The following is a 16355-nucleotide window of genomic DNA, read 5'->3' on the forward strand; positions in this document are numbered from 1 at the left end:
GGTGTTCACAGCTCCTCTTTTTCGTATGAAATGATTGGAGTATGGCTATGACTGCTTTAGAAAAAGAGACGATACAAAAATATAATAACATCCGACCTTTTCGATCGATCATTGTGATTTTCGGGGCCTTTGTAGCGCTTCTTGTGACAATGATAGCATCCTTATCATTTGGTGTAGCAGATGTTGATTGGAAAACTGTTTGGGCAGCGGTCTTTCAGTACAACGCGGACGATTACGCACACCATATTATTCATGAAGTACGACTTCCGAGAGTACTCGGAGCTACAGTGGTTGGAGCCGCATTCGCCGTTTCTGGAGCGATGATGCAAGGGATGACAAGAAATCCACTGGCAGACTCAGGCCTTCTTGGTCTTAATGCAGGTGCTGCGTTTATGCTTGCGGTCTGCTTTGCGTTTTTCCCTGGCTTATCCTATATGTATATCATTCTTTTCTCATTTGTAGGTGCTGCATTTGGTGCTCTACTTGTCTATGGAATCGGTTCCTTATCAAGGCATGGATTGACCCCGATGCGACTTGTTTTAGCAGGAGCAGCTGTGAGTGCTCTTTTGGCTGCTTTAAGTGAGGGAATCGCTATTTACTTTCGAATTGGACAAGATTTAGCGTTTTGGTATGCTGGAGGCGTTGCAGGGACGAAATGGCTGCATCTTCAAATCTTATCTCCATGGGTGATTGTTGCCATCATTGGTGCACTCCTTCTTTCAAGGTCTATTACAGTCTTGAGCTTAGGAGAGGAGATGGCTACAGGTCTTGGTCAACGTACAGGTATCGTTCGTTTATTCGGAGCGATTATTGTGCTTGTTCTAGCAGGAGCAGCCGTTTCGGTGGTCGGTGCGGTCGGCTTCGTAGGGCTAATGATTCCACATTTCTCCCGTTATTTAATCGGAAATGATTACCGGTGGGTCATCCCATGCTCGGCGTTATTGGGGAGTTTACTTATGGTTGGAGCGGATTTTGCTGCTCGAATGATCAATCCTCCATACGAGACCCCGGTTGGAGCCTTGATTGCATTAATTGGTGTACCATTCTTTCTTTACTTGTCTAGAAAAGGGGGGAGAGAATTGTGAATCCATTACAATCAACTCAGCAATTTGATCGAAGAAAACGGAGCAGAAACTTAAGCATTATGATCATTATAGTTATCTGTATTTTCGTGGCATTTGTATTTAGTATGAATACAGGATATGTTCGTTTATCTGCTTCTGAAGTAATCAAGACGTTATTCGGAATGGGTTCAGAGGAACAGCGACTCATTCTTTATGAACTTAGGTTGCCAAGAATTGTCCTTGCGATCTTAGTTGGATTTGCTTTAGCTGTTTCCGGGACAATTTTACAAGGGGTGTCACGGAATGCCCTTGCTGATCCTGGGATATTGGGAATTAATGCAGGTGCCGGCTTAGGTGTCATGCTCTATATCTCATTCTTCGCATCTGCAGTGTCAGCCCCAGTCTTTATTCTTCCATTTGTTGCCTTCGTAGGAGCGATCTTAACGGCACTTCTCATCTATAGTCTATCTTATAAAAAAGGAGAAGGGCTATCACCAGTGCGGTTGCTGTTAACAGGTGTAGCTGTAGCAGCAGGAATTAGTGCGGCTATGATTGTATTAACGATGAAGCTATCACCAACTAACTATCAATTCGTGGCTACTTGGCTTGCCGGAAGCATCTGGGGATCTAATTGGAACTTCGTGTTCGCACTCTTGCCGTGGCTATTCATCTTGCTTCCGATTGCCTTCGTCAAAATGCGGGTACTTAACGTACTTTCACTAGGAGAAGGCGTTTCGAAAGGTCTCGGTGTTTCAATTGAAAAAGAACGATTGATCTTATTATCAATAGCCGTTGGGTTAGCCGGAGCTAGTGTATCTGTATCTGGAGCGATTGGGTTTGTCGGGTTAATCACGCCACATTTAGCTCGGCAGATTGTTGGTTCAAAGCATCAATATGTGCTTCCGACAGCTGGCTTACTCGGAGGCTTGTTGCTGTTAGTTGCTGATATGGTAGGTCGTTGGGTCGTGCAACCATCTGAAATGGCCGCGGGTATTGTTGTGGCGATCATTGGAGCTCCGTATTTTATTTATCTACTAGCGAGAGCGAGAGTATAAATTAAGAGAGCCTCCTGTAAATAGGAGGCTTTAGATAGTATCTAGAGAATTTAATCTGTTAATTGGACAATGATTTTTGTACCAACGCCGACCTTACTATCAAGATGAACCGTTCCATTATGTGCCTCGATAATGTCCCGGGAAATAGCTAAACCTAGTCCAGTTCCTTGTATCGTTGTTGTATTTGTTCCGCGATAGTATCGTTCAAAGATTTGTTCAATGTCTGATGGTGCAATTCCTTTACCACAGTCTTCTATGATAATACAGCTCGATTCAATCCGAACAGTGATTTCAACTGTTGGATCATTGTGTACAAGCGCATTATAAATAAAGTTCAATAATGCTCTCTTTATCAAATGTTGATCAATATTCCAATACAGTTTTGAGGCTTCACTCTCGAAGGAAATCTGTGCATCACTAAATTGAGGGTCGTTCAAAACATCTATAACAATCTCTTTTGTGAACGATTCCATTTGTGTGCGCTTTAAATTAAGAGGCATTTCTTTGTTACGAAGCCGCATAGTGAGATTAAAGTCATCAATTAAGTCTTTTAAGTAAATTGATTGTCTTTCAATTACCTCGGAATAATTTTTTCGTTCAGCCTCGTTTATTTCATCACTTTGTAACAGCTCAGCATAGCCCTGAATTGACGCAAGTGGTGTCTTTAAATCATGTGACACATTGCCAATCCATTCGTTTCGCATTTTTTCAAGTTTCTGACGGTTTTCTTCTTGAGAACGTAGTGTTTCAGATACTTCATTTAAGTTATGAAAAACCGATTTATAAATGCCGGTCCGGCTTACCTTCTGATGAAGGAAATTCCCAGTTTTTAATTGGCTAATGCGGCTAATAATTCGTTGTACTGGTTTGGTTAAAAAAGTACTAAATAATAATCCAACAAGAGCAGCGATAAAGAGGTCCACTACTAAAATGATAAGAAAGAATTTAACGGCAGTTTCAAAAGCTGACCTTGGGTTTATCGTCAGTACAACTCGACGTTCTTCTTTTGAAAAAGGTACACCAATAATATAGCTGTAGCCATCGAACTCACTAACAAAATACGTATTAAAATCATCATCCATATATTTATATTTATGGACAAGATCGAATGGGCTGTAATGAGAGCTTACATAATCAGGTGTTAAATAACTGTCGACTACATAGCCCTGATCATCTAAAATTTGCAACCATCCCCCGAATTCTTCAAGCGACTTTATCCCTGCTTCTGAAGCTTGAGGTTGTCCGTCATTGATAGATAGAAATTGTCTGAAATCTCGTGTGAATGTTTCTGATGAATAACTAATGACTTCATCATAATCCTGACGTTCGAAGGTGAGTATAACTATAAAAATGACCGTATTCACAATAATGACGACGAAAACAATGCTAAGAATGGAAAATAAATAACGAGCCGTTAACTTCCATTTCATTGTTTCACCACAAAGCGATATCCAAGTCCTTTGACGTTTGTAATGTAGCTTGGCTTTGATGGGTTATCTTCAATTTTTTCCCGAAGCCTACGAATATGAACCATAATCGTATTATCCGCTCCATAAAACTCTTCTCCCCAAACGGCTTCAAACAGCGTCTCTTTACTTAAGATTCGATTTGGATTACGTAGAAAGCAAGCCATCATACCTACTTCTTTCGCCGTTAATTCTAGTGTTCTTCCATCTTTCATGACCTCAGTTTCACCATCATTGATTGAAAAGGGGCCGATGTTTTTAATGGCTTCTTCTCCCTTTGATTGTGACTCATTTGCATAAACGCCGGCTCTTCTTAGCTGAGCTTTTACACGAAAGGCGACTTCCTTTGGGCTGAAAGGTTTTGTAATGTAATCATCTCCACCAATCGCTAGGCCGAGAATTTTATCGACTTCATCAGATTTTGCTGATAAAAACAAAATGGGGATACGTGACTTCTCACGAATTTTTTTACACAGATCGTATCCTTCTCCATCTGGGAGCATCACATCTAAAATCGCAATGTCTGGGGTAAAGTGGTGATAGACCTCCCAGCCTTCCTCAATTGAATGAGCCAATGCAATCTCAGTGAAACCTTCCTTCATGAGCGCTGCCTTTATTAGTTGGCAAAGATCTGCTTCATCATCAACGATTAAAATACGTGGCTTGTCCAAGTGCTGTCCACCTTTCTGTACGTTTTATATGTTCATCTTAACAAGAAATGATAATTAGTATGTGTTATTTAAGTATTTTGTAAGCTTGTTGTGATTTTTCGTTAAGAGTCGCTAGGTATAGTAAACGTATATGAAAGAGGTGTTGTAGAAATGGAATCATTAGTACAAGTGAAAAATGTAGAAAAAATCTATGGAAAAGGAAAGCAAAGCTTTCATGCTTTAAAAGATATTTCTTTTGAAATAGACCACGGAGAATTTGTTGGTATTATGGGACCATCAGGAGCAGGGAAATCTACATTATTAAATGTATTAGCGACGATTGATCAACCGACGAACGGAGACATTTTAATCGAAAATGATAACTTAGCGATAATGAGTGAAGAGAAGCTATCTGATTTTAGAAGAGATCACCTTGGGTTTATTTTTCAAGATTATCATTTAATTGATTCATTAACTGTTCGAGAGAATATCATTTTGCCATTGGCAATTGCCAAAAAGCCTGTAAAGGAAATGAAGCAACAGGTTGAGGTGCTTGCAAAAAAATTTGGGATTGTATCAGTGCTGGATCAATATCCTTATCAGTTGTCAGGTGGACAAAAACAGAGGACTGCAGCGAGCCGTGCGTTAATATCAAATCCGAAGCTTATCTTTGCTGATGAACCTACTGGAGCATTAGATTCAAAGTCAGCTACTGACCTATTAGTAAGCATGAGAAAGTTAAATGAAGAGTTAGGCGCAACGATTATGATGGTCACGCATGATGCATATGCAGCAAGCTTTTGCAGACGTATTTTATTCATACAAGATGGGAAGTTGTCTAAGGAATTGATTAAAGGTTCAAAAACGAGAAAAGAATTCTTCCAAATGGTCTTAAATGAGCTTGCAACCATGGGTGGTGACAGCCATGACCATATTTGATCTTGCTATTAAAAATATACGACAAAACTTTAAGAGCTACGCTCTATACATTGGTTCCGCAATCTTTTCAATGATCATTTATTTTACTTTTGTCACAATGAAATACAATGATGACCTAAGCAATAGGATCGAATCAAGTGATATGTTAAGCAGTTTGATGGGGGCATCTGCTTTTATACTGATGATTTTTTCAGCGATCTTCATTTTCTATTCCAATTCATTCTTTTTAAAGAAAAGGAAAAAGGAAGTTGCATTATATTCTTTGTTAGGAGTTCGAAAGCGCACAATTGGTTTTATGCTCTTTTTTGAAAATATAGTAATTGGCATCATTTCTTTAGTAATTGGGATGACTCTCGGCTTCTTCTTATCACAGTTGCTGCTCATTGTTTTAAATAAACTGATGGGGTTAGGGTTTGTATATAGCTTTACGTTTTCAAAGTCAGCATTGGTTGATACAGCGATTGTGTTTTTTTTGATTTTCCTACTAACGTCATTACAAGGATATCGCGTCATCTATCAATTCAAGCTAGTTGATTTGTTTCATGCTGAGAAAAAGGGAGAGGAACCTCCTAAGACTCGCATCTTGTCAGTCGTTCTCGGGATCGCTTCAATCGGTGCGGCATATTGGTTTGCTCTACAAGATTTGATGAATTCACAAGTATGGCGAATGCTTGGTTTATCTACACCACTCGTCATTATTGCTTTTACAATCATTGGTTCTTATCTCATTTTTAATAGTGTATTTGTGTTTATTCTCTCTGCTATGAGAAGGAACAAACAACGGGCTTGGAGTGGGTTAAACTTATTCACTACTTCTCAGTTGTTTTATCGTCTTAGAGGAAATGCCAAAACATTAACAATGATTGCGACATTAAGTGCAACAACGATTACGGCCGGTGGTGCAGTCTTTGGGATTTACTATAATACAGAACAGAATGTTAAATCGTACACGCCTTATACGTATATGTGGGAAGGACAGCCCAAACATATATCTTCGGACCTCATTGAGTTCGAACAATCCATTGTGGCAAAATCGCTCGTGGTACAGGGTGCAAGCTTTGATCGAGAATATACTGTCTTAAATGAATCTGCTTTTCAACAATTGGCATACCAATTATCGTGGGACATTGAATCAATTCCTAGAGGCGAAGTTGCAGTGATAGATGCTTATTATGACGAGCGGTTTGGTGAAAAGCCCGAAACGATTGTCTTAGATGAAGAAGAGTTTTCTGTAGGAGCATTTTATTCAGAAGCGTTGCTCAATCAGGGAACGATTCCTGGAAGTGTCATCATCATGCCTAATGAGCTATACGGTAAGGTCTCAGGGGAAGAAAGACTTTATCAAGCCGTACAAGTAAAAGATTATAAAAACCAACATGTATTATCAGACATGCTTGCGGTTCAAGCTGAACATTTTTCAAGTGCTACACATGAGTATAAGACATCCATTGCTTCATTTGGCTCGCTTTTATTTGTTGGTAGTTTCTTAGGGCTTGTGTTTTTAGTAGCTACAGGCAGTATTATTTTCTTTAAAGTATTAACAGAAGCTGAAGATGATAAGAAAACCTTTGATATCCTCTCAAAAATAGGAGGCTCAAAGCAGGAAATGAAGAAAACAATTCGTCATCAGGTTGGCGTTATCTTTGGGGCACCATTGATTTTAGGGCTGGCACATGCTGGTGTGGCTCTTGTAGCATTTTCAAACTTAATGATGATGGATATTCTTATCCCCGTTATTCTTTGGATGGTTGCATACACGCTTATTTATGCTATCTATTATGTGGCAACAGTTCACCAATTTAACAAAATCGTTCAGCAAAGAGGAGTGGTCTAAATGAAAAAAGGGGCATGGATAATAGGAGGAGGCATCGTATTATTATTTCTCGGTGTGTTCGCACTAGCAACAATCGATTTTAATCGGATAGGCAAAGATAATGTATATGTTGTAGTATCAGATCAGCCTTTAGTTGAAGAAACCAGGTTGGATTCCGGAGACATTATAAAGCGTTATTGGTATACGCTACCGGCTTATGACGAAAATGGAAAGGAAATCGAAGTGGAATTTTCTGCTGGAAAAGAGCTAAGACAAGATGCTTACCTTATGCTATATGTTAAAAATGGAACAGAAGTAACGTCTTATGATGAAATTGATTTGAGTGAGGCTCCAAAAGAGGTACAACATAAATTTCAATAGTAAATATCCAAGAGAAGCCTACTTAGGCTTCTCTTTTCTTAGGAGCAATCGTTGCAGTTTTGCGAATTTTTGTATATATTAAAATGAAGGAGTGAATCATGATTCATTTTGTTTAAGTTGTTCTAGGAATTTAATGAACCCCCTAGTCACAAGGATAAATGAAGCGATTCAACTTCTATTGAAAAGCAATTAGGGGAGTCCCAGCGTTGATGTTTCTCTTCACGTTAAAGAGTGTTCTCATAAAAGGGTATCTTCCTAAAGGGGATATTTATCCTAATTTTATAAAGTAGATAAGTGATTTAACGCAATGAAGCGTGGATTTCTTCTTTTTTATCACTCATAAATCATATATAATTATTAGATAATAAAGCGTTTTCTAAAAAAATACAGATATAAGGATGGAAGAAATGGGCAACAGTGAAACTAAATCAGATGTTATCTTAATTGGTGCTGGAGTCATGAGTGCAACTTTGGGAACTTTACTAAAAGAGTTAGTACCAAGTTGGAAAATTAAAGTATTTGAAAAGCTTGGAAGTGCAGGGGAAGAAAGCTCGAACGAATGGAATAATGCAGGTACAGGGCACTCAGCTCTGTGCGAGCTAAATTATACGGCTGAAATGCCTGATGGATCTATTGAAACAACGAAGGCGACAAAAGTAAATGAACAGTTTCAGCTTTCACGTCAATTTTGGTCTTATCTAGTCAAAAAGAAATTGATTCAAAACCCAGAAGAATTTATTCGTCCAATTCCACATATTAGCTTGGTTCAGGGAGAAGGGAATGTCGACTTTTTAAGAAGACGTATGGAAGCGCTTAAGGATAATCCATTATTTGAAGGCATGGAGTACACTGAAGACGCTAAGGAATTAGCGAATTGGATGCCGCTTGTAATGGATGGCCGTACATCAAATGAGCCAATGGCTGCAACAAAAATTGATTATGGTACAGACGTTAATTTTGGGGCATTAACAAGAATGTTATTCCGTCACCTCGAAAGAAACAATGTTGAAATAAACTATAAGCATAGTGTAAAAGATATAAAACGTACGAGTGACGGCATGTGGCAATTAAAGGTGCAGGATTTGAATTCAGGAAAAGTAAGTCGACACACTGCTAAGTTTGTCTTTATTGGAGCAGGTGGTGGAAGCTTGCCGTTGTTACAGAAAACAGGAATTCCTGAATCTAAGCAGATTGGCGGGTTCCCTGTTAGCGGATTGTTTTTAGTCTGTAAAAATCAAGAAGTCGTTGAGAAGCACCATGCAAAGGTGTATGGAAAAGCAAAGGTGGGAGCACCTCCAATGTCTGTTCCACACTTAGACACCCGTTATATTGATAATAAAAAATCATTATTATTTGGTCCGTTCGCCGGATTTTCACCAAAGTTTCTAAAAACAGGTTCGAACTTTGATTTGATCGGCTCTGTGAAGCCCAATAACTTGTTCACAATGCTTGCTGCAGGAATGAAGGAAATGTCCCTTACAAAATATTTGATTCAGCAAGTGCTTCTTTCGAATGAAAAGCGTATTGAAGAATTACGGGAGTTTATTCCAAATGCAAAAAGCGAAGATTGGGATGTTGTTGTTGCAGGTCAGCGTGTTCAAGTGATTAAGGATACTGAAGCAGGCGGCAAAGGGACATTACAATTCGGGACAGAAGTTGTCACTGCAGCAGACGGGTCTGTTGCGGCCTTGCTTGGTGCTTCACCAGGTGCATCGACGGCTGTTCATGTGATGATCGAAGTTATGGGACGATGTTTCCAAGATGAAATGCCTGGTTGGGAGTCTAAATTGAAAGAAATGATTCCATCTTACGGTGTGAAGCTTACTGACAAACCAGAGTTATTCAAGGAAATTCTTGATTCTACAGCCAAAGATTTAAAACTAATGGATGAAAAGCCTGTATATAGCTAATCGTAATAGGACCGCTAAAAATGCGGTCTTTTTTTGATTAGTTTTCTGTTTGCTTAGTTTGCTTCTTATCGAAAAAGCGGATGGCTCCTATTGAAGCACGCACAAGCCAAAAGGTAAAAGTAAGAACGGTAAACGAGTAGAACCCGTTCCAACCTTTACGATATTTAACAAGATTTGTTTTCTTTTCTAGCCATTCTTCAATCAATGTCATCGTCCCACTGAACAGAAAGACGCTAAGGATGGTCTTGAGTGGCTTCATTTTATAGGTGAATTGATTATACAAGACACATAACAATGGAAAAATAACGTAAAGGAATACAATATTAGTATCATAAAATTTTGGAAAATAGCGGTATGGATAGATGACGTATTTATTTTTAATAACTGGTACATCAATTAAAGTCGAAACAAGAGATTTAATAAAGTAAATAAGAAACCATTCCTTTAAATCCCCTTTTCTTCTAAAGATTACCCCTAAGCCACAAAGGCTTATAATCGTAATTGCTCGTAAGAGTTTCTTGTCATTCATCGTAAATCACCTCAAATTTAGTATGAAAAAACGAAAGGACATTTATGTAATAGAGATCAATAAATTATTCATTTCAAATTTGAATTTTAGGAAAGTTTAGAAATTAATATAATAATGTGACTTACAGTGACAATGATTGTCAAATAGTCTATAATTAGTGCGTTGTGATCACCTTTCAAAGAGAGAAAGGGGTTTTTTTATGATTGAAATGGTTCAAGTGAGTAAGCAATTTGATCAATTCGAGGCCATTAAATCGGTGTCTTTGCTTATTAAGGAAAGAGAAATACATGGAATGATTGGAGCAAGTGGTGCAGGTAAATCTACTTTACTGCGACTTATAAACCTTCTAGAAACTCCTAATGAAGGTAAGGTTATTGTTGATGGAAAGGATATGACTTCTCTTAGTGGCAAGGATCTCCGAGAAGCTCGTAAGTCTATCGGAATGATTTTTCAACATTTTAATCTTATTGCAAATAAGACGGTCTATGAAAATGTACTTGTTCCCTTGGAGTTAGCGCATTACCCGCGGAAAGAACGAAAACAGCGAGTGGAGGAATGCTTGCGTTTTGTTGGACTAGAACATTTAAAGAAACAATATCCAGCAAAGTTAAGCGGTGGACAAAAGCAGCGAGTTGCCATTGCAAGGGCGTTAGCGAATAAGCCATCTGTACTTTTATGTGATGAACCAACATCAGCGCTTGATCCGAATACAACGGCAGAAATTTTAATGGTTTTGGAAGAAATCAATAAAACACTCGGGGTAACAATCGTGATTGTCAGCCATGAGATGGAAGTCATCCGCAGTATTTGTGAACGAGCAACGGTTTTGACCGATGGAAAGGTGTTCGAGACGGTTGAAATGAAGCCAAAAGGCATCCAAGAGATCGACCGCAGCCCTACATATTTTGTCCAGCAATTACAGAGGGATGGTGGTGAAAGCCATGCCTGAGCTCTTGGTTCGTTACGAAGCTGAAATCATCTTGGCGATTCAGCAGACATTTATAATGGTCGGTGTATCTGTCCTTGCAGCCATTTTAGTTGGTTTACCAGTTGGAACATTGCTGTTCTTATGTCGGAAAGAACAAATATTAGAAAATCGGTTTGTGTTTTCAATACTCAATACTTTAGTGAACGTCATTCGTTCTTTTCCATTTTTATTGCTCGTAGTTGTTCTTATTCCATTTACAAGGCTCATTATTGGCACAGCAATTGGCACAGCAGCCGCAACTGTACCGCTCTGTATTATTGCAATTGCCCATTACTCACGTTTAGTTGAACAGTCACTATTAGATGTTCCAAAAGGAGTTCTAGAGGCAGCGGTCTCAATGGGAGCTTCCGTATGGGAGATTATCTATAAATTCTTATACGTTGAAGCAAGATCAAGTCTCGTACTAGGTTTAACGACTTCAACAATTAGTTTTGTCTCTTACTCTACAATTATGGGTGTAGTTGGAGGGGGAGGAGTTGGTGACTTTGCGATTCGCTATGGCTACCAACAATTTGAGACGGAATTAATGATATACATGATTATCATCATGGCCATACTGGTACAAGCCATTCAGTTTACAGGAACAACTGTAGCTCGAATGATTGATAATAGATAAACAATGGAGGTTTAAACAATGAAAAAAATACTTTTCTTAGTAGCAGCACTTATACTTTTCATTGCGGGCTGTAGCCAAAACAATGATCAGGAGGAAGCAAATGACCAAGATACAAATGGTGCTAGTGAAGAAGTAACATTAAAAGTCGCTTCTTTAATCCCACCAATGACAGAGATTTTGGAACTTGTGAAGCCAAAATTAGCTGAAGAAGGCATTAATCTTGAAATGATCGTTTTAAGTGATAATGTACAACCGAATGCAGCATTAGCTGCAAATGAAGTAGATGCAAACTTCTTTCAACACGTTCCTTACATGGAAGAGTTTAATCGCAACAATGATTCAAACTTAGTGCCAATCACACCTATTTACTTTGCAAACTATGGTGTCTATGCAAAGGAATATGATTCAATCGATGAACTTCCTGAAGGTGCAACAATTGCAATTGCGAATGACATTTCAAATATTGACCGTTCGTTATCTCTACTTGCACAGCATGGAGTAATTGAACTACAAGAAAAAACAGGTCCATACCATACGCAAGCGGATATCACTGAAAATCCGAAAAACTATGTGTTCCAAGAAGTTGATTTATTAATGCTTGCAAGAACATACGACGACGCAGATGCTGTTGTAATGACTCCAGCATACGCATCTCCACTAGGTTTAACACCGAAATCAGATGCGCTATTAACAGAAGGCACAGACAACGAATTTGCTATTACGCTAGTAGCTCGTGAAGATAACAAAGACTCAGAAGCGATTCAAAAGCTTGCTGAAGTAATGACAAGCGACGAAGTACGAAATTTCCTAGAAGAAAACTATGATGAAACAGCCATTCCTGCATTTTAAGGAAAAAAAGATCACCTCGTTGTATCAGAGGTGATCTTTTACGTGATATCGCCCTTTTGGAATAATGAGTGGCGTTCCGGATACAGGGTCAGGAATAATGACGCTATTTAAATCAAAAATATCTCTTACTAGTGTACTTGTTAGTACTTCAGTCGGTTTACCTTCAGCTAATAGCTTACCTTCTTTAACTGCAAAGAGATGATCGGCATAGCGTGCCGACAAGTTAATATCATGTAAAACCATGACAATGGTTGTTCCGTACTTACGATTAAGATTTGTTAGTAAATCTAATATTTCAACCTGATAAGTAATATCCAAAAATGTTGTTGGTTCGTCAAGGAATAAAATATCTGTTTGCTGTGCAAGTGCCATCGCAATCCATACTCGTTGTCGTTGTCCTCCTGAAAGCTCATCAATATCATGGTTGGCAAATTCAGTAATGTTCATAAACTCCATTGCTTCTTCCACTGCCTCGTAATCCTTCTGAGACCATCCACTGAATAAGGATTGATGTGGAAACCTTCCGCGACCTACTAAATCAGCAACTGTAATGCCATCAGGGACGACTGGTGACTGTGGGAGAAGCCCTAATGTTCGTGCGAGTTGCTTAGGGGGATACTTATGGATTGCTTTGCCATCAAGCGTAATCTCACCTTTAGAAGGCTTAATGAGCTTAGCCATCGTTTTTAAAAGTGTTGATTTTCCACAACCGTTCGCACCTATGATGACGCTAATTTTATTTTTGGGAATTTCCATATCAATCCCATGAATAATAGTTTTATCCTCATAACCAGAAACTAACTCGTCCACTATAAAATCATGTGTGTTGCTCATTACAATTCTCCTTTTCGGTTCATTCGGATAAGTAAATATATTAAGTATGGTGCACCGAGTATTCCTGTGATAACCCCTACCGGGAATCGATATTCGAATGCGAATTGTCCAATTAGATCTGCAAGTAATACAAGATTTGCACCAACTAAACCTGCTGGGAGAATGTTTGATGCATGAACACCAACTAGTCGATTCGCAATCGGCCCTGCCAAGAACGATACAAAGGCAATAGGACCTGTTGTAGCTGTTGCAATTGCGATGATGAGCACAGAGCTCACCATAAGGATGACCCGTGTTTTATCAGTGGAAACTCCAAGCGATGTAGCCGTTTGTTCTCCTAATTCTAGCATGCTTAACTGCTTGCTAAGCAGTAACATGATCGGTGTTAGTAAAACAACCATAATAATTAATGGAGGTAAGTCATCCATTCTTGAACCATTTAAACTCCCACTTAACCATCTTAAAGCTGTAGCAATATCTTGTTGAGAGCTTTTTAAAATTAAATATGAAATAAAAGCATCTAACATAGCTTGAATCCCAATGCCGATAATAATTAAGCGACCGATCGAAAAAGAACGGCCACGTGCCAAAAAATACATAAGAATAGCAGTTAAAAGACCTGCAATAATAGCAGCAATCGATACGATTGTATTACTTGTTTGGAGAACTGTAATACAAAAGACAGCAGCGGCACTAGAGCCTGAAGTGATCCCTAATATATTCGGATTTGCTAATGGGTTACGCAACATCGTTTGAAAGACATATCCAGCTACTCCAAAAGCAAATCCAGCAAATAAACCAGCAATCATGCGCGGCAATCGAATCGTATTGATTGCAAAGTTTGCTCCAGCGATTTCCTCACCCATTAGTGAACGAATGACCACATCTACTGGATAAATTGTATTACCTAAGAGGAGCATAGCGCAGCAAAGAGCAATTGCTAAAATTGTTAAGAGAAACGTAACAATTAGCCAACGTCTTCTTCTATTGCGCATACCCTTTAAAATGAAGGATTGATGAATTGATTGACTTTTCATAATGACCTCACCTTCGTTTTCTTAGCTAGCAAGATGAGGATGGGTGCACCGATAAATGCTGTGATAATTCCAACTTCAAGTTCACCTGGACTCCCAAGCAATCTCCCCGCCACATCGGAAAAGGTTAAAATAATTGCACCCGCTAATGCGGACATAGGGATTAAAAAGCGCAAATCTGGCCCAACGACTAATCGCATCGCATGAGTTGCTAATAACCCGATAAAGGCGATCGGTCCAGCTAGGGCAGTAGTGACTCCACATAAAATGACCCCAGAGCAGATGGCAAAAAAACGAAGCACTCCGGGTCTTACACCAAGCCCAGTAGCGACATCGTCACCTAATGCTAATGCATTTAATGCAGGAGCTGATATGATTGCAATGATGATACCAGATAATAAGAATGGGATGAAGATAGTAATGGAGCTCCATGAACCAGAACCGACACTTCCAACTTGCCAAAACCTAAACTGATCCATTGCATATGAACTTGGAATCATAATTGCAGTTACAAGTGAAGAAAGAGCTGCACTAGTTGCAGCTCCTGCTAAGACTAATTTAATGGGCGTGGCGCCACCGCGCCCCATAGAACCTATTCCAAAAACGAATACCGCAGTAATAGCAGCTCCGATCAATGCGAGCCAAATGTATTGACCTGCAGTTGTAATATTAAAGAACGCAATGCCAATTACAACAAACAGGGCGGCACCTGTATTTACACCTAATATACTAGGGTCAGCCAATGGGTTGCGTGTTACACTCTGCATAAGCACACCTGCGATTCCTAAGGCTGCACCACAGCACAGGCTAAAAACTGTACGTGAAATCCGTTTTTGCACGACATTTGCTCCATAGGAATCAAAGTTTTGATAAAACAGCCCATCCATTAATTCATGAAAGCTAACCACTCTAGCACCTAATACAAGAGAAGCGATGATTGTAAGGATTAATAGAACCAACCCTGTTGTTAAAATCAATGAAAAATGCTTCGGAGCATGTATATCAAGCTGCTTCGTTTTGGTGGCTGAGGGATTATTCTTCAATTTTATCGAGTGCCCCGCCAATTAATTCTAAATATTCATCAATTGTATATGCGATTGAAAGTGGGTTAGGAGTACCAGCTGCTACTAAAGGCGTCTCACTTGTAATAAACGCCACAGAACCTCTTTCAACTGCAGGAATCTTCCCAAGCAATGGGTCGTTTTTGATTGTTTCGTAAAGTGCATCGTCACCATAACCTACGATAAGATCTGCATCAAATAGTGCTTCAACATTTTCAGAGCTTAAAGTTAAAGAATAACTCTTTGGATCTGTAATTAGAGAAGATACACTCTCTGGATGAGTCAAACCCAACTCTTCTAAAAATGCTACGCGTGAATCCATTGGAGTGTAGATGTGTAATTGAGATAAGTCATTCGCTGAGAAATTTACCCATACTACTTTTTTTCCTTCAATCTGTGGGTATGCACTTACTTTATCAGCAATTAACTTTTCAGTATCCTTAATTAGTTGTTCGCCTTCTTCTTTCATACCCATTCCAGTAGCGTTGAATTCAACTTGCTCACGCCATGTAGTCGTCCATGGAGAAGTTGGATAAGCAACTACAGGGGCAATTTGAGTTAACAAATCGTAATCCTCTGGAGTAATACCAGAATAAGCTGCAAGAATAACGTCTGGATTTGCGTCGGAAATAGCTTCAAAATCTAGACCATCTGTATCTTGGAATACGTTTGGATCTGTGACACCAAGCTCATCTAATTTTTCTTTAGTCCATGGCAATAAACCGCTATCATCTTGAACACCAAAGTTGGCAGCTGAAAAACCTACTGGCACAACACCTAAAGCAAGTGCAATATCGTGATTTGCCCATTGAATCGTAACGATTCGCTCCGGTTTGCTTTCAATAACTGCTTCACCTAGTGCGTGCTCAATTGTAATTGGGTATTGTGAATCCGTTTCTGTTTCACCTTGAGTTGCTGGCTCTTTGTCATTATCTTCGTTCGTTGAACTTTGACTAGAACAACCAGCTAATGCAAAAGCACCAATAAAAGCAAAGATTAGTACAAGTAAAAGTGATTTTTTCTTATTCATCTGTGAACCTACCTATCTATTAGTTTGATGTATATAAGCTAGATTGAAATTGATTCTCAATCCAATTGATAATGGTTATCAACAACACATAATTTATATCATTTAAACCATGCTGTCAATTGAAATTTAAACTTTT

Annotated in this window: 16 protein-coding genes; 9 read left to right on the plus strand and 7 right to left on the minus strand. The window is 39.0% G+C overall.

The window, feature by feature from the left end; all coding sequences use genetic code 11:
- Positions 1-47 precede the first annotated feature (47 nt).
- Positions 48-1085, plus strand: a complete 1038-nt coding sequence (locus AC6F34_RS07245; protein ID WP_500770523.1) for a FecCD family ABC transporter permease — start codon at positions 48-50, stop codon at positions 1083-1085.
- A 59-nt stretch (positions 1086-1144) separates the two neighbouring features.
- Positions 1145-2119, plus strand: a complete 975-nt coding sequence (locus AC6F34_RS07250; protein WP_500770965.1) for a FecCD family ABC transporter permease — start codon at positions 1145-1147, stop codon at positions 2117-2119.
- Positions 2120-2169: 50 nt separating this feature from the next.
- Here the strand turns inward: AC6F34_RS07250 and AC6F34_RS07255 are convergent, their stop codons facing one another.
- The gene (locus AC6F34_RS07255; protein WP_500770525.1) at positions 2170-3549 is read right to left on the minus strand and encodes a sensor histidine kinase; all 1380 of its coding nucleotides are present in this window, start codon (positions 3547-3549) and stop codon (positions 2170-2172) included.
- Positions 3546-4256, minus strand: a complete 711-nt coding sequence (locus tag AC6F34_RS07260; RefSeq protein WP_500770527.1) for a response regulator transcription factor — start codon at positions 4254-4256, stop codon at positions 3546-3548. The genes AC6F34_RS07255 and AC6F34_RS07260 overlap by 4 nt, the downstream gene beginning before the upstream one ends.
- A gap of 150 nt (positions 4257-4406) precedes the next feature.
- On the opposite strand from AC6F34_RS07260, the gene AC6F34_RS07265 reads away from it, so the two are divergent.
- From AC6F34_RS07265 to AC6F34_RS07280, 4 genes are all read left to right on the plus strand, one after another.
- The gene (locus AC6F34_RS07265) at positions 4407-5174 is read left to right on the plus strand and encodes an ABC transporter ATP-binding protein (RefSeq protein WP_500770529.1); all 768 of its coding nucleotides are present in this window, start codon (positions 4407-4409) and stop codon (positions 5172-5174) included.
- Positions 5161-7008 carry an FtsX-like permease family protein gene (locus AC6F34_RS07270; RefSeq protein ID WP_500770531.1) on the plus strand — a complete coding sequence of 616 codons (1848 nt, stop codon included), beginning with the start codon at positions 5161-5163 and terminating at the stop codon, positions 7006-7008. The genes AC6F34_RS07265 and AC6F34_RS07270 overlap by 14 nt, the downstream gene beginning before the upstream one ends.
- Positions 7009-7368, plus strand: coding sequence for a YxeA family protein (locus AC6F34_RS07275; protein ID WP_500770533.1), 360 nt, complete (start codon positions 7009-7011; stop codon positions 7366-7368). It begins immediately after the preceding gene.
- Between the two features lie 407 nt (positions 7369-7775).
- Positions 7776-9278, plus strand: coding sequence for a malate:quinone oxidoreductase (locus AC6F34_RS07280; RefSeq protein ID WP_500770535.1), 1503 nt, complete (start codon positions 7776-7778; stop codon positions 9276-9278).
- Positions 9279-9315: 37 nt separating this feature from the next.
- On the opposite strand, the gene AC6F34_RS07285 is transcribed toward AC6F34_RS07280, so the two are convergent.
- Positions 9316-9807: a CBO0543 family protein gene (locus tag AC6F34_RS07285; RefSeq protein WP_500770537.1), complete on the minus strand. Its 492-nt coding sequence runs from the start codon at positions 9805-9807 to the stop codon at positions 9316-9318.
- 199 nt (positions 9808-10006) lie between these two features.
- On the opposite strand from AC6F34_RS07285, the gene AC6F34_RS07290 reads away from it, so the two are divergent.
- From AC6F34_RS07290 to AC6F34_RS07300, 3 genes are read left to right on the plus strand one after another with little or no spacing between them, the layout of a single operon-like run.
- Positions 10007-10756 carry a methionine ABC transporter ATP-binding protein gene (locus AC6F34_RS07290; protein WP_500770539.1) on the plus strand — a complete coding sequence of 250 codons (750 nt, stop codon included), beginning with the start codon at positions 10007-10009 and terminating at the stop codon, positions 10754-10756.
- On the plus strand, positions 10749-11411 hold the full coding sequence (locus AC6F34_RS07295; RefSeq protein ID WP_500770541.1) for a methionine ABC transporter permease: 663 nt from the start codon (positions 10749-10751) through the stop codon (positions 11409-11411). Before AC6F34_RS07290 ends, AC6F34_RS07295 begins: the two co-directional genes overlap by 8 nt.
- Positions 11412-11429: 18 nt before the next feature.
- On the plus strand, positions 11430-12260 hold the full coding sequence (locus AC6F34_RS07300) for a MetQ/NlpA family ABC transporter substrate-binding protein (protein ID WP_500770543.1): 831 nt from the start codon (positions 11430-11432) through the stop codon (positions 12258-12260).
- Positions 12261-12284: 24 nt separating this feature from the next.
- Here the strand turns inward: AC6F34_RS07300 and AC6F34_RS07305 are convergent, their stop codons facing one another.
- From AC6F34_RS07305 to AC6F34_RS07320, 4 genes are read right to left on the minus strand one after another with little or no spacing between them, the layout of a single operon-like run.
- A complete protein-coding gene (locus AC6F34_RS07305) occupies positions 12285-13094 on the minus strand; it encodes an ABC transporter ATP-binding protein (protein WP_500770545.1) in 810 nt (269 codons plus the stop codon).
- Entirely contained in the window at positions 13094-14131 is a 1038-nt protein-coding gene (locus tag AC6F34_RS07310; RefSeq protein ID WP_500770547.1) for a FecCD family ABC transporter permease, read from the minus strand. Before AC6F34_RS07310 ends, AC6F34_RS07305 begins: the two co-directional genes overlap by 1 nt.
- Complete coding sequence (locus tag AC6F34_RS07315) at positions 14128-15171, minus strand: FecCD family ABC transporter permease (RefSeq protein ID WP_500770549.1); 1044 nt, start codon at positions 15169-15171, stop codon at positions 14128-14130. Before AC6F34_RS07315 ends, AC6F34_RS07310 begins: the two co-directional genes overlap by 4 nt.
- Positions 15161-16219, minus strand: coding sequence for an iron-siderophore ABC transporter substrate-binding protein (locus AC6F34_RS07320; RefSeq protein ID WP_500770551.1), 1059 nt, complete (start codon positions 16217-16219; stop codon positions 15161-15163). The genes AC6F34_RS07315 and AC6F34_RS07320 overlap by 11 nt, the downstream gene beginning before the upstream one ends.
- Between the last annotated feature and the right edge of the window lie 136 nt (positions 16220-16355).

The sequence above is a fragment of the Niallia sp. CD-39 genome (assembly GCF_059874745.1).

Bases quoted from the DNA above. Each gene is read 5' to 3' on its own strand.
- AC6F34_RS07245 (WP_500770523.1), top strand. From the start codon at position 48: ATGACTGCTTTAGAAAAAGAGACGATACAAAAATATAATAACATCCGA.
- AC6F34_RS07250 (WP_500770965.1), top strand. From the start codon at position 1,145: ATGATCATTATAGTTATCTGTATTTTCGTGGCATTTGTATTTAGTATG.
- AC6F34_RS07255 (WP_500770525.1), bottom strand. From the start codon at position 3,549: ATGAAATGGAAGTTAACGGCTCGTTATTTATTTTCCATTCTTAGCATT.
- AC6F34_RS07265 (WP_500770529.1), top strand. From the start codon at position 4,407: ATGGAATCATTAGTACAAGTGAAAAATGTAGAAAAAATCTATGGAAAA.
- AC6F34_RS07270 (WP_500770531.1), top strand. From the start codon at position 5,161: ATGACCATATTTGATCTTGCTATTAAAAATATACGACAAAACTTTAAG.
- AC6F34_RS07275 (WP_500770533.1), top strand. From the start codon at position 7,009: ATGAAAAAAGGGGCATGGATAATAGGAGGAGGCATCGTATTATTATTT.
- AC6F34_RS07280 (WP_500770535.1), top strand. From the start codon at position 7,776: ATGGGCAACAGTGAAACTAAATCAGATGTTATCTTAATTGGTGCTGGA.
- AC6F34_RS07285 (WP_500770537.1), bottom strand. From the start codon at position 9,807: ATGAATGACAAGAAACTCTTACGAGCAATTACGATTATAAGCCTTTGT.
- AC6F34_RS07290 (WP_500770539.1), top strand. From the start codon at position 10,007: ATGATTGAAATGGTTCAAGTGAGTAAGCAATTTGATCAATTCGAGGCC.
- AC6F34_RS07295 (WP_500770541.1), top strand. From the start codon at position 10,749: ATGCCTGAGCTCTTGGTTCGTTACGAAGCTGAAATCATCTTGGCGATT.
- AC6F34_RS07300 (WP_500770543.1), top strand. From the start codon at position 11,430: ATGAAAAAAATACTTTTCTTAGTAGCAGCACTTATACTTTTCATTGCG.
- AC6F34_RS07305 (WP_500770545.1), bottom strand. From the start codon at position 13,094: ATGAGCAACACACATGATTTTATAGTGGACGAGTTAGTTTCTGGTTAT.
- AC6F34_RS07310 (WP_500770547.1), bottom strand. From the start codon at position 14,131: ATGAAAAGTCAATCAATTCATCAATCCTTCATTTTAAAGGGTATGCGC.
- AC6F34_RS07320 (WP_500770551.1), bottom strand. From the start codon at position 16,219: ATGAATAAGAAAAAATCACTTTTACTTGTACTAATCTTTGCTTTTATT.